Below are 22,065 nucleotides of genomic sequence, written 5' to 3'. Positions count from 1 at the left end.
CGACGATGTCATCCGTCGAACAGTGGGTAGATGGCGTAGCCCAAACGACGCGTCCGGATCGAATCGCGTGGTGCGATGGCAGCGACGCCGAGTATGAGCGGCTCGTGGGGGAGATGCTGGAGAGCGGCACGCTCATCCAGCTGAACCAGCAGGCGTATCCCGGCTGCTATCTGCATCGCAGCAATCCCACCGACGTGGCCCGGACGGAGCACCTCACCTTTATATGCTCCGAGCGCGAGGAGGACGCCGGCCCAACGAACAATTGGATGTCGCCAAGCGAGGCGCGCGAGCGCGTTTGGCCGCTTTTCAACGGCGCCATGCGTGGTCGCACCATGTACGTCGTGCCCTACATCATGGGCCCCGTGGATTCACCGTACAGCAAGGTTGGGGTCGAAGTGACCGATAGCCCCTACGTGGTCGCCAACATGCGAATCATGACGCGGATGGGGCAGCCGGCCATGGAGCGTCTGAACGGAAATGAGGAATGGGTGCCCGGCATTCACTCGGTCGGTGACCTCTCCCCGGATCGTCGGTTCATCCTCCACTTCCCGGCAGACCGCACCATCTGGAGTGTCGGCTCCGGGTATGGGGGCAACGCGCTGCTTGGGAAGAAATGCTTCGCGCTCCGGATCGCTTCGGTCATGGGCCGGGACAGCGCATGGATGGCGGAGCACATGCTGATTCTCGAGCTGCGCGCACCGGACTCGGACCCGATCTACGTCGCCGGCGCGTTCCCGAGCGCGTGCGGCAAGACCAACCTGGCGATGCTGCGCTCGCCCTTTGAGGCCGACGGATGGACCGTCCGTACGATCGGCGAGGACATCTGCTGGCTCAACGTCGGCCCCGACGGACGGCTGTGGGCGATCAATCCCGAGAGCGGCTACTTCGGCGTGGCCCCGGGCACGAACTTCCAGACGAACCCGAACGCGATGGCGACGGTGCGCGCGAACACGATCTTCACCAACGTCGCCATGACTGACGACCGTCGCGTGTGGTGGGAGGGAATCGATGGACCGGTACCCGAGCGCCTGACCGACTGGCAAGGCAACCCCTGGACGCCGCAGGCGGGCGCGCCGGCGGCCCATCCCAACTCGCGGTTCACGGCCCCCGCTGCCCAGAATCCGGTGCTCTCGTCCCACTGGGAAGACGCCGAAGGCGTGCCCATCTCGGCGATCCTGTTCGGAGGACGGCGAGCGACGACCGTGCCGCTGGTCTTTGAGAGCTTGGGATGGGAGCACGGCGTCTACGTGGGCGCCACGATGGGATCCGAGACGACGGCGGCGGCGACCGGCGCTGTCGGCGTCCTGCGGCACGATCCCATGGCGATGCTTCCGTTCTGCGGCTACAACATGGCCGATTACTGGGGCCACTGGCTCGAGATGGGCCAACGCGCCAGCCATCCGCCCAAGATATTCCAGGTCAACTGGTTCCGCCGCGACGAGCACGGCAAGTTCGTCTGGCCCGGCTTCGGCGAGAACATGCGCGTCCTACGATGGATCTATGAGCGCGTAACCGGCCGCGGAACGAGCGCCGCCCGGGAAACACCCGTCGGGCTCGTACCGGACGGGGCGGACATCGGAGCCGACGAGCTCGAGCTGCCGGCAGACCGCGTCCGCGCGCTCCTGGAGGTGGACCGTGACGCGTGGGAGCCGGAGGTTGAAGACCACGCGGCGTTCCTGGCCCAGTTTGGCGAACAGCTTCCCGCGGAGCTTCGCGAGCAGCACCGGGCGCTCAGCACGCGCCTCGGCCTGACGGCGTCACTCGTGAAGTAGCGCCGTTTGCCGTCGCGGAACTACACTTAAGCACCCAATCAGGGAGGCATGGAATGCCAAGTCTCGGAGCGCCCGAGCTCATCATCGTCCTCTTTCTCGCGCTGATCTTATTCGGCGCTGGGAAGCTCGCCGACGCGGGCAAGTCCCTTGGCCAGGGCATCCGCGAGTTTCGCCGCGCCGTGCACGAAGACGAAGCGCCCGCCGCCGCGCCGGCGTCTGGTTGCCCACAGTGTCACGCGCCGGTGCAGCCGGGCGACCGGTTCTGCGGCTCCTGCGGCCACCAGCTCATCGCCGAGGCTCGAAAAGCGGTTTAGCGAGGAGCCCTCAACCGCCGGCCTGGGCTGTCGCGGTTGAGGATCAAATGAACGCGATCGCTGTCGAGGACCTCGTCAAGCGGTTTGGCGAGCTGACCGCTGTGGACCACGTCAGCTTTCAGGTCCGGTCGGGCGAAGTATTTGGCTTTCTCGGCCCCAACGGCGCGGGGAAGACGACGACCATCAGCATCCTGTGCACGCTCCTCCGACCCACGCGGGGAACCGTGACCGTCAACGGGTACGACGTCGTTCGTCAGCCATCTCTGGTTCGGCGGTCCATCGGTCTCATCTTCCAGGACCCCACGCTCGACGTTCAGCTCACCGCCCTGGAGAATCTCGACTTTCACGCCTACATCTATGACGTGCCACGGCGGGAGGCCCGCGAGCGCGCGGAACAATTGATGCGCATGGTGGAGCTGTGGGACCGCCGGGACGATCTCGTGCGGAGCTTTTCGGGTGGTATGCGGCGCCGCCTGGAGATAGCCCGCGGCCTGCTCCACCGTCCGCGGGTGCTCTTCCTCGACGAGCCGACGATCGGCCTCGATCCGCAGACGCGCCGCCACATCTGGGAGTACATCCTGGACCTCCGCGACCGCGAGGACCTCACGATCTTTCTCACGACCCACTACATGGACGAAGCGGAGTACTGCGATCGCATCGGCGTCATCGACCATGGGAGCCTGGTGGCGCTCGACACGCCGGACAATCTGAAGGCGATGGTGGGCGGGGACATCATCACCATAACGACGACGGACAATGAGCAAGCGATTCGGGAGATTCAGCAACAGTTCGAGCTCGAGGCTGTGCCTCGCGGCGAAGAGCTTCGCCTGGAGGTCGTGCACGGAGAAGAGTTCATCCCGCGGCTCATTCGGGCGCTCGGCGGAAAGGTCCGCGCGGTCAGCCTGAGCCGCCCGACCCTCGACGACGTATTCATGAAGCTGACCGGCCGCGCGATCCGGGAGCAGGAAGCGACCGGCATGGAAGCGATGCGCGCGTGGGCAGGGAGGATGCAGCGATGACACGGCAGATTCGCGCGGACCTGCGCGGCGTGTACGTGATCTGGCTTCGCGACGTCCGGCGATTCACGCGGGACCGGATGCGAATTGTGGCGGCGCTGGCGCAGCCGATGCTGTACCTGTTCATTTTCGGGACCGGCCTTTCCCGTTCGGTTGGCGGCGCCGCGCAGCTGGGGCAGGGTGGCACCTACGTGGCGTTCCTGTTCCCCGGTGTGATCGCCATGTCGGTCCTCTTCACGTCGGTCTTCTCGGCGATGAGCATCGTGTGGGACCGGGAGTTCGGGTTCCTGAAAGAGGTGCTCGTGGCGCCGGTCAGCCGCTGGTCCGTGGCCGTGGGCAAGGCGCTCGGCGGCGCGAGCCAGGCGGTGATGCAGGGAAGCATCTTGCTCATCCTGGCCCCCCTGGCCGGGGTTCCGCTCTCCTGGGACTTGGTGCTGCGGATGGTCCCCATCATGGCGCTCCTCGCCTTCGCGCTGACCAGCCTCGGCATCGTCATCGCAGCACGGATGAAGACGATGGAGGGCTTCCAGGTCGTCATGAACTTTCTCGTCATGCCGATGTTCTTCTTGAGCGGGGCGCTCTTTCCCCTGCAACAGGCGCCCGCGTGGTTGTCCGTTCTCACCCACATCGATCCCGTGGCATACGGCGTCGACCCCCTGCGCCGAGTCGTGGGCGCGACGCTGAGCGCCTCGGCACAGGCAGCCTCGGGGATCGAGTGGCTCGGGCACGGGTTGACCATCGGGGAAGAAGTCGCGGTGCTTGCCCTCTTCGGCGCCGCGATGCTGGTTCCGGCCGTGCGTGCGTTCCAGGTTCAGGAATAGCCGGTATCGGCTCAATTGACGCTGTCTTTTTGCGCAGCTTATGATTTCGATACTGGGCGTAGCGAACCTTTTTGACGAACAGAATCCAGGCACGCCCAGAGTGCGCACGTATACGCACGAGGGGCGTACGTGTCGAACAATATGCAGTTCAAGATCTCTGGGACGAACGGAAGCGCCGGGTGGGGCAGGTCGGCGGCGCTTCAGGCGCGCGACGTCACGATCCACTACTGGCTGGAACGGGTCAACTCGGCGTTTCTCGCCGTGGACCACGTCAGCCTGGACGTGGCGGAAGGCGAGTTCGTCGCCATCGTCGGCCCCTCGGGATGTGGCAAGACGACCTTCCTCAACGCCGTCGACGGGCTGCTCCCCATCACCAGTGGCTCCCTCACCTTGAACGGGGCGCCGATCAAGGCCCCGGGCAGCGACCGGGCCATGGTGTTCCAGCAGCCGAGCCTTCTGCCCTGGCGGACGGTGTGGAGCAACGTGATGTACGGCGTCGAGATCCAGGGTCGCGTCTCCGGCGCTGAGGCGCGGGATCGCGTGCAGTCGTGCATCGACCTCGTCGGGCTTCACGGTTTCGAGAACCACTACCCGTCCGAGCTGTCGGGCGGCATGCAGCAGCGCGTCAACCTGGCGCGCGCGTTCGCCACTGATCCGCAGATGCTGCTCCTGGACGAGCCGTTCGGTGGGCTGGATGCCCAGACGCGCGAGTTCATGCAGGCTGAGCTGCTGAAAATTTGGGCCCAATCCCGAAAGACGGCGCTGTTTATCACCCACGACATCGACGAGGCAGTCTATTTGGCGGACCGGGTCGTAGTATTTACAGCTCGGCCGGCAAAGTTGAAGCAGACCGTCGAGGTCGGACTCCCGCGGCCGAGGCCGTTGCGCATCAAGCGCGCGCAGGAGTTCTTGCAGTACACCGACGCCATCTGGACGAGCATTGAGGAGGAGTCGATGGCGATGATGAGCCGAGAGGCGGGGAGGTAATCCATGGCGGCGCCAGCAACCCAATCGGAAAAGCTCCACGGCGCAAATGGCGCGCTGACCGCCGGCCCATCGGTGGCCGTCGAGCCGGTGCGCATCCCCGGACAGCCAAGCCGCCTGCAGCGCTACGAGTCGACGCTCATCGGGATTCTTTCCGTGGTGGCGTTTCTCGTGGTCTGGCATACGGTGACCGCGGCGCGCCTGGTACCGGCCCTGTTCCTGCCCGGCCCCTTCGACACGCTCAACGCGTTTGTCGGTCTGGTAAAGGGCGGGTCGTTGTGGAACGACCTGTGGGTCAGCGGACAGGAGATGATCTACGGGTACGTCCTTGCCATCGTCATCGGCATGCCGCTTGGGCTCCTGATGGGCTGGTATCGGCGGCTCTCCTTCGCGCTCGATCCCTTCGTCGCGTTCTTCTACAGCATGCCCCGGGTCGCCCTCATTCCCCTGCTCATCATCTGGTTCGGGATCGGGATCTATTCGAAGGTGGCGGTGGTCTTTTTGGGCGCCATCTTCCCGATCGTGATCAATACGATGGCGGGCGTTCGGAACTTGGACGCGAACTGGGTGAAGGCGGCCCGCTCCTTCGGCGCATCGGACTCGCAGATCTTCCGAACGGTGGCGCTGCCCGGATCGGTGCCCTTCATCCTCACGGGCTTGCGGCTCGGGATCGGTCATGCGCTCGTTGGGGTCGTGGTCGGCGAGCTGGTCGCGGCCCAGGCCGGTATCGGCCTCATGATGGCCACGGCGGGCTCGACGTTCCAGACGCCGAAGGTGTTTGCGGGGCTCATCCTTCTCTCGTCGGCCGGCCTCGGAATGACGTATCTCCTGCAGTCCATCGAGCGCCGCTACCAGGCATGGCGGCCAGACTAGCGGTGTGAGGCTTGAGCTGGCAAACGAGATGACGGAGGCGCGTGTGGCACGGAAAACGGGTTGGCTGGTCAGTTGGGTCGCGGCGATCATTGCGGCGGCTGTGGCGCTTTCTTCCTGCGCGAAGCCGGTGGGTCCGGCCGCCACGGCGCCGGCGACAGGCGCCGCGCCCGTCGTCAAGATGTCCATCGCCTACAGCGAGATCGTCTTCAGTAACCTCCCGCTCTGGGTGGCGAAAGAGTCCGGCATCTTTGAAAAGAACTCGCTGGATGTCGACCTGCAGCAGATCAGTAGCTCGAACGCCATCGCGGCGCTCCTCTCCGGCCAGGTCCAAGCAGCCCACGCGGGCGGATCCGAGGCGCTGAGCGCAAACCTCAGCGGCGCCGACCTCGAGATCGTCGGGGTTGTCGGAGGCGTCTACCCCTACTATTTGATGGCCCAGCCCAGCATCAAGACCATCGACGATCTGCGCGGCAAGAAGATCGGGGTGAGTCAGCCGGGCTCGTCCTCGGACATCGCGACCCGGACGGCCTTGAAAGCCAACGGGATCGATCCCGACAAGGACGTTACCATCGTCCCCGTCGGGTCGTTGGCGAACCGGACGGCGGCCCTGCTGAGCGGTGCAATCGATGCCGGCCTCGATAATCCGCCCGGCTCGATCAAGCAGGAGGCGCAGGGACTCCACGCCCTCATCGATCTCGCGGCACAGAAGCTGCCGGCGTCCAACAACACGATCGTCATGCAGCGCTCGTTCGTGGACGGCAACAAGGACGCGGTGCAGCGATACGTGGACTCCATCATGCAGGCCATGGCCAAGGTGCGGAACGATCGAGCGTACGCGGTGCAGATCCTCAAGCAGTACTACCAGTCGGACGACGATGCGGCGATGAACGCGACGTACGACTTTCTCCTCGAGACGATGCCCGACCAGCCATTCCCGTCGACCGATCAGTTCAAGGACGTGCTCGATCAGCTCCAGGCCAAGGGCCAACCGGCAACCGAGGCGGACGTGACCAAGATGATCACCACCAGCTTCGTGCAAAACGCCGTGGACCGAAAGGTCGGCGCCAACGTGAGCTGATCTTGACAGATCGGCTCCTGGCGCTCCAGCCGCGGTGGCTGGAGTTGGGCTACGGTATTCCGAATTGCGCGATCTCTTCCGTCCCATCCCGTCCGCGCCGCTCGGCCTCGTCGCCTTCGGGCTCGTCGCGTGTAGCGCCGCGCCGTCCACGGGCTCGCTCCCGAGGCGCCAGCCACCGCCTGCGGGCCCAGCCGTCGCCGAGGTCGCCGCGCCGACGGCCGACGGGCGCGCGAGCTGGGCGACCTACCACGGGAATAACGAGCGGGCTGGCGTGGGCCCGAGCACGCCGACCTTTGGCGACCCGGTCCTTCGATGGCGGGCCGATCTCGACGCGGAAATCTATGCCGAGCCCCTCGCGATCAATGGGCGACTGATCGTCGTCACGGAAAACGACACGGCATACGCCTTGGACGCCTCCAGTGGCGAGATCATCTGGGAGCAGCACGTCGCGGACCCAGTGCCGCTTTCGAGCCTTCCGTGCGGCAACATCGATCCAAGCGGATTCACCTCAACCCCCGTGATCGATTCGACGTCGAACATCGTGTACGCTGTCGGCCGCGTTCAACCGACCCACCATGAGCTGTACGCCTTCAACGTCGAATCCGGTTCGGTGCTCTTCCACCGCTCGGTGGACCCGCCGGGGGATGATCCGCGTTTCCTCCAGCAGCGCGGCGCCCTCGCGCTGGCGAACGGTCGCGTGTACGTCGCCTTCGGGGGGAACTTCGGCGATTGCGGGCCCTATCACGGCTGGGTGGTCGGCGTGAATGCCGACGGCTCCGGCGACCTGGTCACCTACCAGGTTCCAACTCCGCGGGAGGCCGGGATCTGGGCGCCGCCCGGTCCGGCGGTCGATGGCGACGGCTCGCTGCTGGTCGCGACCGGGAACGGGGAGTCGGAAGACGCGTTCGACTACGCGAATGCCGTGGTCCGACTGTCTCCGGACCTGGAGCTCCTCGACTACTGGGCCCCCGCGAATTGGGCGAGCTTGAGCGCCACCGATACCGACGTCGGCTCGATCGGGCCGATGCTGGTGGGCGCCGGCCAGGTCCTGCAATCGGGCAAGAACGGAATGGGCTATCTCCTGCGCGCAAGCGCATTGGGCGGGATTGGCGGCGAGCTATTCTCGGCGCGCGTGTGCCGCGGAGCCTACGGAGGAGCAGCCTATGAGCCGCCGACGTTGATCGTGCCGTGTGTCGACGGCCTCGCCGCGATCGAGGTGGATGACGGCGCGTTTCGCATCGCGTGGCGCGCGGGCGAGGGCCAGCTCAACTCGCCCATCATCGCCTACGGGTCGGTCTGGTCGATCGATCAGCGAAATGCAGCGCTGCTCCAGATCGATCCGACCGATGGCTCGATTCGATCGCGAACGTCGTTGGACGGGCCGATCCGCGCGCACTTCACCACCCCGTCGGCCGTTGGCGACGCGCTGTTCGTCCCGGCAGGCCACAGCGTGCTGGCGTTCGGCGCCCCGCCGTAGTGGCTAGGCGCTCCAACAATCGCGAAACGCCGCGGCAACCACGCCCGAGTAGGGCACCGCGTGCGACAGCAGGCCGCGGGCCGTGGCGAAGCGGTTCAGGCGCTCGACGGTGTCCTGCTCGATTCGTGGGTCGTAGTAGGGCGTGTCGCGGCGGATCAGCTCCGCGATCAGGCTCGCCTCGAGTGGCGGAAACAGCCGCTCCCCAACCCGGGTAGCGCAACTCGGCTCCGCTTTCAGGGCCTGCTGTGCGCGCACGACGGCGCGCACGGCGCTCGCGACCAGCGTCGGTTCGCGGTCGATGAGGTCCGTCGTGGCGACCAGCGCGGGAAACGTAAAGCCGCGTGCAGGGGGCGGCCCGTCTCCTCGGCGAACGTCGAGCACCACCGATCCAACTCCGCGTCGGACCGCCACCTCCGCGCCCATCCCGTTGGCCCAGAACCCGTCGAGGGTGCCCTCCTCCAGGGCGCGGGCGGCGGTCACGCCGAAGGAAACGCCGGCGGCGTTCGCGGTCGGGATTGGACCGATCTCGATCCGGTTCGATGCCGGGTCGATGCCCGCCTCGATCAGGAGCTGCCGCAATCCCTCGTCCGGGCCCGGCGCCGCGCCGATCCGCAACCCGGCCAGCGCTGTCAGATCGCCCCGGCGCACTCGGAGATCGGATCGGAGGACGAGAAACCAGTACATGTGTTGTGCGAGAGCGGCGAGGAGGCGGGCTCCCTGCCAGTCCGGAAATGCCGCGAGGGTGGCGTGCGCGGCTCCCGCGACGAGATCGAGCTCTCCATCGCGGAGCGACTCCATCGCCCGCGTCACGGGGAACACCAGGTCCAGCGTCGCGTCGATTCCCTCGGATCGAAAGAAGCCCAGTTCGACGGCGGCGATGGCGGGAAAATACGAGTTGGAGATCAGGTCCGGAACCGCAATACGCACGAGCCCACCCGCAACGCGTCTTCGATACGTCAGGAATCGGTCCAGTGCCAGAGGTGCACGTTCCACGTGTCGCCGATCTGCCCTGGCCATCGCGGACCGGGCCCGACCAGGCCCTTGCGGACGGGCACCATCTCCGCGTTGCGCCCCAGGCCAATGACGCCGAGGTTCTCGGTCAGAACGCGCAGAGCCTGAACGACGGCGTCGTCGCGGTCGCTCGGATCGAGGGAGGTGCTGGCGATCTCGTAGAACCGATCGTACTGAGGATTCGACCAGCAGCCGCGATTGCTACCCGAATACCGACGGGCAGGATCTGGGCATTCCGCGCTGAGCGCGACCCGAAGCGTGTCGGGCACGCCAATGGACATGGCGGTGTTGTTCACGCCGGGGAACTTGATGCGGTATTCGGAGTCTCTGATGCGGGACTGTGGGACGACGGTCTCGGTGATGTCCATCCCAAGCTTGGTCAAGTCGGCCGCCATGATGTGCATCTCGGTCAAATTGTCTTCATTCTGTGTGGTGCGGATATCGAGGGTGAAGGGTTCGCCGGCGCTGTTGACGAGCGTGTCTCCACGGCGCGTCCAGCCGGCGTCTGCGAGCAGCGACGCCGCCCGCGCGGGATCGTACGGATACTTGGTGATGACGCTATCCGCTTTGGCGAAGAGCGGATCGGTCGGGATGAGGTAAATCTCTGCCACGTCCGACTCTCCGAGGGTGACCACCTGAGCGAGCGTCTGCCGGTCCACGCCGGTGGCGATGGCGCGTCGGACGCGCAGGTCGAGCAGCGCGGGCTGCAGCAGGTACGCGGCGTCGAACTGAATCTGGCTGTACCGGAAGCGCACCGGCGTACCGATCACGGTGCCCTCGCCGGTTTGATTCCACCGTTCGCGCACCGTCGCGCCGCCCTGTTGGCCCAGGACCGTCGCCCCCACAGCGGTGTCGAGGTCGCCCGACAGCAGATTCGCGACGACCGTATTGGTGTCCGGAATGATTCGGACCACGATCTGCTCGATGGGGGGTGGGCCCATGAAGTAACCGTCGAATGCTTGGTATACGAGCTGGGCGCCAGGGTCCCACTCCACCAGGCGATATGGGCCGGTCCCAACGTAGTCGGGAGAGGACCAGAATCGGTTGTTGAGAAACGCGTCGGGGTCGCCAGCCGCGTAGAGCGACCCGACGATGTGCACCGGGAGGGGCTCGAGATCACGCTGGATCAATAGGTTGGCCTTTGGATACGGCTGCTTCCAGGCGATCACGAATGTCTTGTCGTCCACAGGGGTGACCGACGTCATCAGCATTTCGGGCATGCGATCGGAGATGGGCATCGCGTCGTCGAGATACACGCGCAGGGCGAACTGGAAATCGCGGGCGACGACGGGCTCGCCGTCGTGCCATCGGGCGTTGGATCGGATTCGCCAGGTCGTCTCCATGGTGCCGTCGGCATTGACCACCCACGTCCCGTTGTCGCGCGAGGGCTGCTCCGAGGCCAGCAGCGGGCTTGGGACGCCCCGCTCGTCGAGGAGCACGAGGGGGCTGTTGTTCAAAAAGTTGTACTCGGCGGCGTTCGTCCCACCCCCCAGCTTGGTGGAGAGATTATCGGTCTCAGACCCGACTGCGACGCGGACCGTGCGGGGAAGCGCGCGAGCGGGGGCGGACCGCTGATCGGCGCTCGGCGTCTGGCTCGGCGCCGGCGCGCCGCAGGCGGCGATGGCGGCGATGGCGAGGGCCGCGGCGATCGATCCAAAGCGGTGCACGCGCATAGCGTAGCACAGGGTCGATGGGCGCGCAGGAGTCGGCTCGTTCGGACGGAGCCGGTCGAAGCGCGCGGCTACCGATTCGCCGCTCCCGCGGTGCTGCTCACGACCCCCAGCTCGCGAAGCGGGCGAAGCAGCCGCCAGGTGCGTCCGGGCGATGGAATCGACCCGCTGGCGACCAGCTCTACCGTCTTGCTCTGGTCGCCCAGCTTCAAGGACAACAGCCCGACGCGGTCGCCTGATTGGAGGGGCGCTTCTATCGGATCGAGCTGCGCTTCGACGCTCACAGCCATACCGGGCCACGCCAGGAAGTCCACGTTTTCAGCGGGCATCGCGTCGACCTTGGGTCCCCACGGCGCCGCGTAGGTCCCCACGACGGTGGAGGTGTCCAGCACGCGGCTCATTCGAACGCCGCGGGCCGCTGCCGCCGCGATATCGCTGGAGCGAGCAAAGGCGTCGGAAAGCTGGGGTTGATCCAGAACCGCGCCGACGAGGACCATCTCCCGGTCGTTCACCGTGCGGCGCGCGGCGAACATGAAGCAGGCGCCCGCTTCGGGCGTCGAGCCGGTCTTGATCCCAATGTTGCCGCCCCGACCGAGGTCGGTGTTGACGTTGAAGATGCGCTCCGCCACGGGGATCGCGGCTTCCTGCTGGGCCACGATTTCGGCAAAGACCGGCTCCCGCATCGCGGCCTGTCCCAGGATGATGAGATCCGTCGCGGTGCTCACGGTCTGCGGCGAGTAGCCACTGGCGTCGGCGAAGCGTGTCGACGACATGCCCATCTCTCCCGCCTTCGCGTTCATCTTCGCGACGAACGCCTCACGTGAGCCGGCGTCCCACTTCGCAAGAAGGTCCGCGATGTTGTTTCCGGATGGAAGCAGGAGCGCCTGAAGGAGCTGGTACTCGGTGAGCTGCTCGCCCGCGACGACGGGAACAACGGACTGGCCATCGGCCAGATCGGCCTCGAAGATCCGCACGTCCTCGGCGGTCACGCCAACGGTCGGCCCCGGCTCACGCGGCGCCAGCGGGTGGTCCGTGAGCACGAGGTAGGCGGTCATGACCTTGGCGATGCTGGCGATCGGCCGTGGCGTCTTCGGCCCTGACGTCCCCACGATGCCGATCTCCGGAACGGCGACCGCGGCTGCTCCCTGGCTCGGCCAGGGCAGCGCCGGTGGCTCCCCCTCGACGGTGAGGCTTGTGGGAAAGGAGGTCGCGGCGACGATCGGCGGTATCGGCTGAGACAGCTGCACCCAGCCGTAGACCCCGCCTGCGGCGATGAGGGCAAGGAGTACCGCGAGGCCTGCGAGGATTTTGACGCGCACCGAAACCCCCAAATTGGTCTGGAGTGTTCACCGGGTCTGGGCGTGAGCCCCCGCGACGATGTGGAGCACGGTGACCTCCGGTGGACAGAGGAGTCGCAATGGAATGGTCGAGCCCACGCCTCCGGAGAGGTGCGTGAGGGTGCCGTCGATGCGCTGGAGCCCGAGCACGTCCGGATAGCGCCTGCGCGTGCGCGTCACGACCGCGCCGAGGGGTGTGCGGATCTGGCCCCCATGGCAGTGGCCCGCGAGAACCAGGTCCGCGCGACCGGGCGGGAGGAAAGCCAGCACGTCCGGCGAGTGGGCGAGAAGGATCGACGGGGCACCTTCGGGAATGCCATTGTAGGCTTGGACCAGATCAACGCGCCACTCGTACGGATCGTCGACGCCCACCAGCCAGAGGCGCTCGCGGCCCCGACAGATCGGCGAAGCCCCGTTCCGCAGCGTTCGAACGCCGCGGCGCGCGAGGTCGTTCGTGAACCGATGGACACCGCCAACACACCGCGTGGCGGCGTGGTCGTGGTTGCCCAGAACGCACCAGACGCCATCCGGCGCATGCAGCGCTCCCAACGCCGCGGCGCACGACTCACGGTCCCGATCATGGTCGATCAAATCGCCGGTCACGACGATGAGGTCCGCACCGATCGACTGTGCGGTGCGAACGTGATCGAGACCCGGGGCCCAACCGCCCACGTGGAGATCGCTGATGTGCAGGATCCGATATCCGTGGAACGCGTCTGACAGACGCGGCAAGCGGACCACCCGTCGGCGAATCTCCAGCTTTCGCGTTTCGTTCATCGCTGCCCGGCACACGACGCCCAGTGAACCGAGGGCGATGGATGCGAGCGCCAGCGACGGCGCGACCCAGCGGCCGGGACCACGCCTCATTGGAACTCGGAGAAGACGTTGTTCCAGGCCTCGGCCAACGTCGGGTGGGCGAAGATCCCGTCCCGAAGCGCGGTGAAGGGGAGGTGTCCCATCATGGCGATCTCGATCATCGCCATCAGCTCGCCACCCTCGAGACCCAGCGCGGCGCAGCCGAGAATCTGATCGCTCTCCCCGTCCACGACGACTTTGATGAAGCCACGGGACTCGTCGACTTCGAGGGCCCGCGCGATCCAGCTCATGGGCATCTTCGCGACGCGAATCGGGCGGCCGGCGTTCCGGGCCTCGGTCTCGGTCGCGCCGACGCGGCCGAGCTGCGGGTCCATGAATACGGTATACGGCACGATCCGACCCGCGATCGACGCGCTGCCGCCGTCGACCAGGTTCGTCCGCAGCACGCGGAAGTCGTCGTACGAGATGTGGGTAAATGCCGGCCCGCCTTTCACGTCGCCCATGGCGTACACGCCGGGGACGCTCGTCTCGAGGCGATCGTTCACGCGAATGGCGCCCCGATCGGTGGTCGCAATCCCCGCCGCCGAGAGGTTCAGGGCTGCCACGTCCGGTGCGCGGCCCGTCGCCTTCAGGACGTGCGAGCCGTCGAGGCGGCGCTCTCCATCGGGGGTCCGCACAGAGAGGAGGACGCGCCCACCAGCGCCTACCTCCGCCCGCTGGGCCTCACTGGAGAGCAGCACATCTATGCCGTCCTCTCTCAGGATTTTGGCCACCTCGTCTGAGACGTCTGAGTCCTCACGATCGAGCAGATGCGCCCCGTGTTGGATAATGGTGACCCGCGCTCCGAAGCGGCGGAACATCTGGCCGAACTCCACACCGATGTATCCGCCGCCCAGGACGACCAAATGCTCCGGAACCTCGTCCAGCTCCTGTATGGCCGTCGAATCGAGCGTTGGCACGCGATCGATGCCTTCGATTCGCGGCTCGACCGGTCGAAGTCCTGTGTTGATGCAGATGATGGGCGCGGCGAGGCGCCGCGGCTCTCCATCGGTCGGCGCGACCTGGACGGTGTGGGGTCCTGCGAAGCTGGCTTCGCCAAAGATCAGGTCGACGCCCGGCGTCTGCACGATTCGGCGCTCGCTTCCGGTCCGGAAGCTCTCGACGATGTCGCGCTTCCGCTGGCGAACGCGCGCAAGATCGACGCGGACGGGACCGGTCGCGACCCCAAAGTCGGCTCCGCGCCGAGCCAGATAGGCGACGCGCGCGCTGGCGATCATCGTCTTCGTGGGCGTGCATCCGTAGTTAATACAGCTTCCGCCAACCCACTTCCGTTCGACGAGCGCCGTCTTTCGCCCGCCGCGGGCCAGCGCGGTGGCGAGCGGGCCGCCCCCTTGGCCGGATCCGATGACGATGGCGTCATAGGCTTCGCCGTTTGCCTGGCTCATGCACTTCCTCCGACGTGTAGATCGGCGGGACTACCGAATGCGCCGAATCTGGGGGTTCGCGAAAAGGATGCCGAGCGCCGACGCGGACAGGATTGCACCCATGATGGTGAGCGCCGTTTGCGATGTCCAGGTGGCGGCCAGCGCGCCTGCTAGGACGCTCCCCAGGGTGATGAGGATCTGGTTTTGTTGGAAGACGCCCATGACCCGGCCGCGCATCTCTTTGCTGGAATGGCCCTGGACGACGGTCTGCGTGAGGGTCGCGGAGGTCACGTTGGCGGATCCGATGCCGATCATGAGGAGCATCGAGAGCGGGAATGCCGTCGAATGGGCGAAGAGCATAACGCCGAGCCCATAGACTGCGGCCGCGGACACGATCAGTGCGCCTTTGGGGAGCGTTTCGCCGAAGGAGGCGACGAGGAAAGACGCAACGATCGCGCCGATTCCCATCGCCGTGAGCATGAACCCCTGGCCCGCCGATCCGACCTGCAGAATGTCGCGCGCAAACACCGGCAGCAGTGTCCCGAACGACATCCCGAACGTCCCGACGAGCGCGAGCACCAGAAGAACACTGCGAATGGACGCGTGGTGCACGACGTAGCTCCACCCGGCGAACGTGGTCGCCGCGAAGGATCGCCCCGCCTCCGACGTGACGGGCGGTCGGTCCGGGACGCGGAGCTGGACTGTCCACTGGGTTGAGGCGGCGTAGATGAGCGCCTGCACGAGGTAGGAGCCGCCCGGTCCCATGACGGCGATGAGGCCGCCCGCGACGGCTGGGCCCAGGCTGCGACTGACGTTGAAGACCATCGACATGAGGCCGATGGCGTTGGTGAGATGGGCGCGATCGACGGTCTCCGAGATCATCGCCTGCCGGGCGGGCACTTCGAACACCTGCACAACGGCGACCACGAACCCCGTGGCGAACACGTGCCACGGCTCGATCCGACGGCTGATCACGAGGGTGCCCAGGATGAGATTGGCCAGGGCGTTCAGAGTCTGCGCTACGATGAGCTGCGTCTTCCGCCCGTAGCGGTCGGCCATCGTTCCCGCCACGGGCGAGAGCAGGAGGAGGGGGAGGACCTTGACCGCGCTCACAAGCCCGAGGTCCACCGTCGAACCCGTCAGGTCGTACAAGAGCCAGCCTCGGGCCACCTGGTCCATCCAGATGCCCATGCTGTTGCCGAACTGCGCGGCGAGCAAGAGCCGAAACTCCCGATATTGAAGCCCTCCAAACGCGGGCACGCGCAGCAGCAGCCCGAGCAGGCCCGTGGCTGGGGAGGGCAATAAGCGCGAATCCTGAGGGCCGGCGGATGGCGCAGGCCCGGATTCTGAGGTGAGCGTTGAATCCAAGGAGATGCCTGGCGGAAGGATGGCGCCGCCCCCGCCAGTCCGCGCACGGCGCGAGCAGCTCGTGGGCGACACCTCTTGTCACCAGTATACGGGGAGGGACGCGCTCGGCAGGATACGGACCTAGCTGGCGGAATGGTTCGTGCTGAGCCAGGCCGAGCACGCTCCGCCCGGCGAAAGGGTCAAGACGAGCTTTTCATCGACCCGTTGGGCCATCGCGGAGGCGGCCGTCGCCGGGTTAGCTGGCGGCCAGTGACGTTCTCGCGACCGCCTCGCGCTCGTCCGTATCTCGCGCTGGGCGAGCGAGGGTAATCGCACGCCGGATGTCGGGTACCTCGTCCAGCTCGTCGGTCACGTCGCTGTCGTCGCCGTCGCTCTGGGGCCCCATGAACAGGTATCCGAGCCCTGCCTTGGTGAAGATGTACCGCGGATTTTCGCAGTTGGGCTCTAGCTTGGATCGAAGCCGGCTGACGTACACGCGAACCACATCTGTGCCGTAGCTTTCCGAACCCCAGGCGAGCTGGAGCAGGGTTCGGTGCGGCATGACGCGGCCAGCATTGCGAACCAAGTGATAGAGGAGCCGATACTCGGTGTTCGTCAGGGGAACGCGAACGCCGTTGACCCGCACCTCCTGGCTCGGGAAGTGGATGGTGAGCCCGTCGGCGCTGAACGTCTCCGGATCGGTGCTGATGCGCGCGCCCGCGTCCACCCGCCGCGCCTGAGCGCGGATCCGAGCCATGAGCTCGAGGCAGCTGAAGGGCTTGGTCACGTAGTCGTCCGCTCCCATCTCGAGCGCGCGTACGATGTCCAGCTCGCCATCGCGAGCCGACAGGATGATGACAGGGGTATGCGCCGCTTCTCGAATTCGCGCGAGTACCTCGAGCCCGTTCATCTTGGGCAGGCCGATGTCCAGCACGACAACGTCTGGCTGCTGCTCGAAGAACGCCTGGAGCCCGGCGCGCCCATCCTCAGCGGCGCCGACCCGACAGTCGTGCCGTTGGAAGGTGAACGAGACGCGAAGCGCGTCGCACACGGCGGGGTCGTCGTCGATGACGAGAAGTTTCATATGTGCCACCACCCAGGTAATAGAGATGCCGAATCGTGACGCTCAAATTGGCCTCAGTATGGTGATACAGAGGAAACGCGACCGTAGCAGCCAGTTACAGCAGCGTAAACATTTTCCTGAGCTGTCCGGGCGGCGCCCCGCTGTCATCCTGAGGGCCGCGCCCCGCTGTCATCCTGAGGGCGGGCCCGAAGGATCTGGATGTCCAGAGATGCTTCGCTGCGCTCGGCATGACCGGAGCGCCAAGCCGCGCGCGGTGAGCGGCCGACGCGCTTCCTTCGACCATTCCATCCCGTGCGCCTTCGACAGGCCCGTCCTGAGCGAAGCCGAAGGTCTCAGGGCCAATGGCCGGAGGCTCAGTGCTGCTCGCCGTTCGCTGCCGTTGAGGCGGGGGCTGGCGCGGCGTCCTTCGGCCGAACGAATCGGTAACCCAGCCCGCGCTCGTTCTCGATGTACTTCGGCCCGTCGGCGTCGGGCTCGATCTTGGCGCGCAGCCGACTGATGAACACCTTCAGGTAGTCTGGCGTGGCGCCATAGTCGGGACCCCAGACGCGGTCGAGCAGGGCCTGGTGGGGCATCAGGCGCCCGGCGTTGCGCACGAGGTGATACAGGAGCTTGTACTCGACGGGTGTCAGCTTCACCTGCTCGCCCTTGATCGCCACCTGATGGTTCTGGAAGTTAATGGCCAGCGGCCCGGCCACGAAGTCCGGGAGAGCGCGGGCAGGCGGAGGCAGCTCCGCGCGGCGAAGCACGGCCTTGACGCGCGCCAGGAGCGCCAGATGGCTAAAGGGCTTGACCACGTAGTCGTCCGCCCCCAGCTCCAGGCCGCGCACCTGCTGCATCTCTTCGCCGTGAGCGGTCAGCATGATCACCGGCACGTCGGAGATTCGCCGGATCTCCTGGAGAACCTCGAAGCCGTTCTTGCCGGGCATGGCGACGTCGAGGACCACCACGTCCGGGTCCTCTTCGTAGAAGCGCTGCAGGCCGGCCTCGCCGTCCGTGGCCGAGGACACGGAGCAATCCTGCCATTGCATTTGGAATCCGACCGATACGGCGTCGAGGATCTGCTCGTCGTCATCCACGATGAGAATTTTCATGAGTCACCATCCTTGAAGCCGCGCGCTGGTCCAGAGAGATCGGATTGTGCGGCCACGCGGTTTGGGACCGCGAAGTGGAAGGCTGCGCCCGCCCCGGGCGCGTCGTCCACCCAGACTCGGCCGCCGTGAAGCTCGGCGATTACGCGCGCGACGGGCAGGCCGAGTCCGACACGACTCGAACCGTCGGCCTGGCCGGAGAAGACGCGGTCGCGGTCCGCGGCCGCTACTCCTGGCCCCTGGTCCTCGATCGAAATCACCGTCTCGTCGTGGCGTTGATCGACCGACACGGAGATCGCGCCGCCTCGGGGGCCAAATCGCTGGGCATTCTCGATCATGTTCAACACCGCGCGTTCCACGCGGCGCGCGTCCGCCATGATCGGTCTTGGCGCGGACGGCACGTGCACGTCGACGTGCTGGTCCAGCCGTCGGGCGCTCGCCTCCGCCGCCTTCGCCGCCCGAATCGCCACGTCCCCGAGGTTGGTGGGCCCGAGATGGATTTCGTCGCGTCCCGTGGTGAGGCGCGACAGCTCGGACGCATTTGCGATAAGGCTGTTCATCTGGTCCGCGGCGTGGTCGATGTTGTGGAGCATGCGTCGAATGGGGTCCGTCGTGCCCGGCGGCTCGTTGGCAATCACGACGCCGATCGCCGCCTTGATAGCCGCCAAGGGCGTGCGCAAGTCATGGGCGATGCGCGAGATAAACTCCTCCCCACCGGAAACGAGCGATGTGAGCCCATCGCTTCGATCGGGGGAGTCGATGGAGTGGGAGCTCAAGCTTTGCGCGCTCATGCATCCGCCAAAAGGGGTACGGATGAGGCTATGCGAACGGCTCTTTAGTCAGTATACATAAGGCTCTGTGAATCCCCGCACGCACGGACCCGCGACGTCACGCGGCGCCAGAGAGACGTGGCGCCAGAGAGACGTGGCGCCAGAGAGCACCGCTCCACACATCGTCAAACGCTCGCGACGACGCGGTCCCCGAAGTCGGCGAGCAGCGCGCGCATGTCATCGTGGTTGGTGACCGCGTCCAGCGCCCGCACGTGGTACAGGTCGCCGTGGGATGCGGGATACGGCTCGATGCCGCGCTGAAGGTCGCGCACCGCCTGGATGAGCCGCCGGCGTGCGGCAATCACGGCGGTGTCGGCGGTCGCCAGGTGCTCCTGTGTTCGGTCGTAGATGGCGCCCATGCTCTCCTGGATGGCCCGGTCCTGATCGTTGACCCCGTAGATGCCCGTGTACGTCGAGGTGCGCTGCAGCTCGCGGTCCAGCATGTACTCGTTCTCCCGGTTGCGCAGCGGACGATAGGTGCCCGGGATGAGGTGCGGTGGGAAGGCGCGCCCCGAGGCGAAGCTTGCCCGCTCCTTCTCAGTGAGTGGCCGCTCGGGGTGGAAGTGGAAAAAGAATGTCCAGGTGTGTTCGTCGTCGATGGGGATCCAGCAGCGACCGTTGGCGGGGAAGTCGATAAAGCCGATCAGACTGTACGTTGGCATGAGCCACTGGGTGATCCGCCAGTTGAAGGTCCCGTCGCCCACGCGCCGCTTTGCCCCATAGCGAAAGCCGTAGTCCGTCTGATCCACGATGATTTTGGGCGCTCGGTCGGCGGCCTTGAGGTCGGGGCGAATGGTCCGGTCGCCCGGCGATTGGCTGGGGTCGAGATAGGTGTGCAGGAACGATGCGTGAGACGTGTCAATGTCGCCCTCGAAGCCCTGGAGGTAATTGGTTTCCTGGAGCCACTTGGCGACGAGCCGATGGTCGTCGGGCACGCGCGCCCACTCCAGCTCCGGTAGCGATGGACGCCGGTCGGCGGGGCCCATGTAGATCCAGATGAGGCCGGCACGCTCGCGGGTGGGGTAGGAGGGAGCGTGAACTTTGTCCTTGAAATTGCTCTCCGGTGGCTCGTTGGGCATGTCGACGCAATGGCCGTCCGCGTCGAACTTCCAGCCATGGTAGACGCAACGCAGCCCGCGCTCTTCGTTGCGGCCGAAGAAGAGCGACGCGCCTCGGTGCGGGCAGTGGGCCCCGAGGATTCCCACGCGCCCTGTTGAGTCGCGAAAGGCAACGAGGTCCTCGCAGAGCAGGCGCAGCCGGATCGGAGGACAGTCCGAATTGGGTAGCTCCTCGGAGAGGAGGGCGGGGAGCCAAAACCGCCGAAACAGCTCTCCCATCGGCGTGCCCGGGCCGGTGCGGGTCAGCAGCGCGTTCTCTTCCGTGGAGAGCATTCGTTCACCCCAATCTTGGGCGCTCCCGCCAACGGGCGGGAGCGCCCACCGATCACGCTAGAAATCCATGTCGTGGCTGTGCGGCATGGGCGGCGGCTCCGGCTGAGGAACGTCGGTGACGAGCGTCTCCGTGGTCAGAATCATCGACGCGGCCGACGCCGCGTTTTCCAGACCGGACCGGGTGACCTTCAGGGGATCGATGATGCCGCGGTCGACCATGTCGGCGAACTCCCCCCGCGCCGCGTCGTAGCCGAGACGCGGCTGGTTGCGCCGGCGGATCTCCTCGATGATCACGGAGCCTTCCTGGCCGGCATTGTACGCGATGCGGCGAATGGGCTCCTCGAGCGCGCGGCGGAGGATGTTGACGCCGGTGCGCACGTCGGCATTGTCGGTCAGCACCTTGTCCAACGCGCTCACCGCGTTGACGAAAGCCACGCCGCCACCGGGCACGATGCCTTCTTCGACAGCCGCGCGTGTCGCCGAGAGGGCATCCTCAACCCGGTGCTTCTTCTCCTTCAGCTCCACCTCGGTGGCGCCGCCAACGCGGATCACGGCGACACCGCCGGCCAGCTTGGCCAGTCGCTCCTGGAGCTTTTCCTTGTCGAACTCGGAGGTGGTGGTATCGATCTGGGCGCGGATCTGCTGGATGCGCGCCTGGATCGCCTGGTCCGTTCCAGCTCCCTCGATGATCGTTGTGTTGTCCTTGTTGACGACCACGCGGCGCGCCGTCCCGAGATCCTGGGGCCCGGCCTGGTCGAGTCGCCGACCCGCCTCCTCGGTGATAACAGCGCCCGCCGTGAGGATCGCAATGTCCTCGAGCATTGCCTTCCGCCGGTCGCCAAAGCCCGGCGCCTTCACCGCGACGACGTTCAGCGTGCCCCGCAGCTTGTTGACCACGAGGGTCGCGAGCGCCTCGCCGTCGACGTCCTCGGCGATGATGACGAGGTTGCGCTGCCCGGACTGGATGAAGCCCTCAAGAATCGGGAGGATGTCGGTGATGGCGCTGATCTTCTTATCGGTGATGAGGATGCGCGGATCCTCAAGCTCGACTTCCATGCGCTCGGTGTTGGTCACGAAATGCGGGCTGATGTAGCCCCGGTCGAACTGCATCCCCTCGACGAATTCGGTCTCGTACTTGAGGGTTTTGGACTCCTCGACGGTGATGACGCCGTCTTTCCCCACCTTGTCCATGACGTCGGCGATGAGGTCGCCGATCTCCTGGTCGGCCGCGGAGATCGACGCGACCTGCGAGATCTCCTTCTTGCCCTGAACCGGGAGGCTCATGTCCTTCAGCGCTCCCACGATCGCGTCAACGCCTTTCTCGATTCCCTGCTTCAGGTACATGGGGTTGGCGCCCGCAGCGACGTTCTTGAACCCCTCGCTGATGATGGCCTGCGCCAGCACGGTGGCGGTCGTCGTCCCATCGCCCGCGACGTCGTTCGTCTTGGTGGCGGCTTCCTTCAGGAGCTGCGCCCCCATGTCCTCGAAGGGGTCCTCCAGCTCGATCTCCTTGGCGATGGTGACCCCGTCGTTGGTAATTGTTGGCGGGCCAAATTTCTTGTCGAGCACAACGTTGCGGCCCTTGGGGCCGAGGGTGATCTTCACAGCATCGGCGAGGGTATCCATCCCGCGCTTCAGCGAATCGCGCGCCTTTTCACTGTAGATGAGCTGCTTGGCCGGCATTCCTCCTCCTCACTGCTTCTCGGGCTCGGGCGCCCGAAACTTCGAT

General features: G+C 66.2%; 19 protein-coding genes. 8 read left to right on the top strand and 11 right to left on the bottom strand.

All coding sequences use genetic code 11. The annotated features are described in order from the left end of the window. The first annotated feature begins 5 nt into the window (after positions 1 to 5). The 8 genes from VFC51_04675 (at position 6) to VFC51_04640 (ending at position 8,335) form a co-directional block, all read left to right on the top strand. The gene (locus tag VFC51_04675; protein ID HZT06301.1) at positions 6 to 1,772 is read left to right on the top strand and encodes a phosphoenolpyruvate carboxykinase (GTP); all 1,767 of its coding nucleotides are present in this window, start codon (positions 6 to 8) and stop codon (positions 1,770 to 1,772) included. 53 nt (positions 1,773 to 1,825) lie between these two features. Further along, a complete protein-coding gene (gene tatA / locus VFC51_04670; GenBank protein ID HZT06300.1) occupies positions 1,826 to 2,086 on the top strand; it encodes a twin-arginine translocase TatA/TatE family subunit in 261 nt (86 codons plus the stop codon). A 47-nt stretch (positions 2,087 to 2,133) separates the two neighbouring features. Next, entirely contained in the window at positions 2,134 to 3,105 is a 972-nt protein-coding gene (locus tag VFC51_04665; protein ID HZT06299.1) for an ATP-binding cassette domain-containing protein, read from the top strand. Further along, complete coding sequence (locus VFC51_04660) at positions 3,102 to 3,923, top strand: ABC transporter permease (protein HZT06298.1); 822 nt, start codon at positions 3,102 to 3,104, stop codon at positions 3,921 to 3,923. The genes VFC51_04665 and VFC51_04660 overlap by 4 nt, the downstream gene beginning before the upstream one ends. Positions 3,924 to 4,052: 129 nt before the next feature. Beyond that, complete coding sequence (locus VFC51_04655; protein ID HZT06297.1) at positions 4,053 to 4,910, top strand: ABC transporter ATP-binding protein; 858 nt, start codon at positions 4,053 to 4,055, stop codon at positions 4,908 to 4,910. 3 nt (positions 4,911 to 4,913) lie between these two features. Further along, on the top strand, positions 4,914 to 5,780 hold the full coding sequence (locus VFC51_04650) for an ABC transporter permease (protein HZT06296.1): 867 nt from the start codon (positions 4,914 to 4,916) through the stop codon (positions 5,778 to 5,780). Positions 5,781 to 5,823: 43 nt separating this feature from the next. Next, on the top strand, positions 5,824 to 6,858 hold the full coding sequence (locus tag VFC51_04645; protein HZT06295.1) for an ABC transporter substrate-binding protein: 1,035 nt from the start codon (positions 5,824 to 5,826) through the stop codon (positions 6,856 to 6,858). A gap of 34 nt (positions 6,859 to 6,892) precedes the next feature. Then, positions 6,893 to 8,335, top strand: coding sequence for a PQQ-binding-like beta-propeller repeat protein (locus VFC51_04640; GenBank protein HZT06294.1), 1,443 nt, complete (start codon positions 6,893 to 6,895; stop codon positions 8,333 to 8,335). Positions 8,336 to 8,338: 3 nt separating this feature from the next. On the opposite strand, the gene VFC51_04635 is transcribed toward VFC51_04640, so the two are convergent. The 11 genes from VFC51_04635 to groL all read right to left on the bottom strand — a co-directional run bounded on the left by VFC51_04635 (position 8,339) and on the right by groL (position 22,019). Then, a complete protein-coding gene (locus VFC51_04635; protein ID HZT06293.1) occupies positions 8,339 to 9,262 on the bottom strand; it encodes an ABC transporter substrate-binding protein in 924 nt (307 codons plus the stop codon). Positions 9,263 to 9,291: 29 nt separating this feature from the next. Continuing rightward, a complete protein-coding gene (locus VFC51_04630) occupies positions 9,292 to 11,019 on the bottom strand; it encodes an ABC transporter substrate-binding protein (protein ID HZT06292.1) in 1,728 nt (575 codons plus the stop codon). Positions 11,020 to 11,087: 68 nt separating this feature from the next. Beyond that, the gene (locus VFC51_04625; protein ID HZT06291.1) at positions 11,088 to 12,335 is read right to left on the bottom strand and encodes a D-alanyl-D-alanine carboxypeptidase; all 1,248 of its coding nucleotides are present in this window, start codon (positions 12,333 to 12,335) and stop codon (positions 11,088 to 11,090) included. A 27-nt stretch (positions 12,336 to 12,362) separates the two neighbouring features. After that, entirely contained in the window at positions 12,363 to 13,220 is an 858-nt protein-coding gene (locus tag VFC51_04620; protein HZT06290.1) for a metallophosphoesterase, read from the bottom strand. After that, positions 13,217 to 14,614 carry a mercuric reductase gene (locus VFC51_04615; protein HZT06289.1) on the bottom strand — a complete coding sequence of 466 codons (1,398 nt, stop codon included), beginning with the start codon at positions 14,612 to 14,614 and terminating at the stop codon, positions 13,217 to 13,219. The genes VFC51_04620 and VFC51_04615 overlap by 4 nt, the downstream gene beginning before the upstream one ends. Positions 14,615 to 14,644: 30 nt before the next feature. Next, the gene (locus VFC51_04610; GenBank protein HZT06288.1) at positions 14,645 to 15,895 is read right to left on the bottom strand and encodes an MFS transporter; all 1,251 of its coding nucleotides are present in this window, start codon (positions 15,893 to 15,895) and stop codon (positions 14,645 to 14,647) included. A 301-nt stretch (positions 15,896 to 16,196) separates the two neighbouring features. Then, entirely contained in the window at positions 16,197 to 17,024 is an 828-nt protein-coding gene (locus VFC51_04605) for a response regulator transcription factor (GenBank protein HZT06287.1), read from the bottom strand. A 353-nt stretch (positions 17,025 to 17,377) separates the two neighbouring features. Continuing rightward, a complete protein-coding gene (locus VFC51_04600) occupies positions 17,378 to 18,118 on the bottom strand; it encodes a response regulator transcription factor (protein ID HZT06286.1) in 741 nt (246 codons plus the stop codon). Further along, on the bottom strand, positions 18,115 to 18,906 hold the full coding sequence (locus tag VFC51_04595; GenBank protein HZT06285.1) for a HAMP domain-containing sensor histidine kinase: 792 nt from the start codon (positions 18,904 to 18,906) through the stop codon (positions 18,115 to 18,117). The genes VFC51_04600 and VFC51_04595 overlap by 4 nt, the downstream gene beginning before the upstream one ends. A 164-nt stretch (positions 18,907 to 19,070) precedes the next feature. Beyond that, a complete protein-coding gene (locus tag VFC51_04590; GenBank protein ID HZT06284.1) occupies positions 19,071 to 20,336 on the bottom strand; it encodes a Rieske 2Fe-2S domain-containing protein in 1,266 nt (421 codons plus the stop codon). Positions 20,337 to 20,393: 57 nt separating this feature from the next. Beyond that, complete coding sequence (gene groL, locus VFC51_04585) at positions 20,394 to 22,019, bottom strand: chaperonin GroEL (protein ID HZT06283.1); 1,626 nt, start codon at positions 22,017 to 22,019, stop codon at positions 20,394 to 20,396. Between the last annotated feature and the right edge of the window lie 46 nt (positions 22,020 to 22,065).

The organism is Chloroflexota bacterium (assembly GCA_035652535.1).
Lineage (GTDB): Bacteria > Chloroflexota > UBA6077 > UBA6077 > SHYK01 > DASRDP01.
The sequence above is the reverse complement of the archived record's forward strand: the minus strand, read 5'-3'. Positions and strand labels throughout refer to the sequence as shown.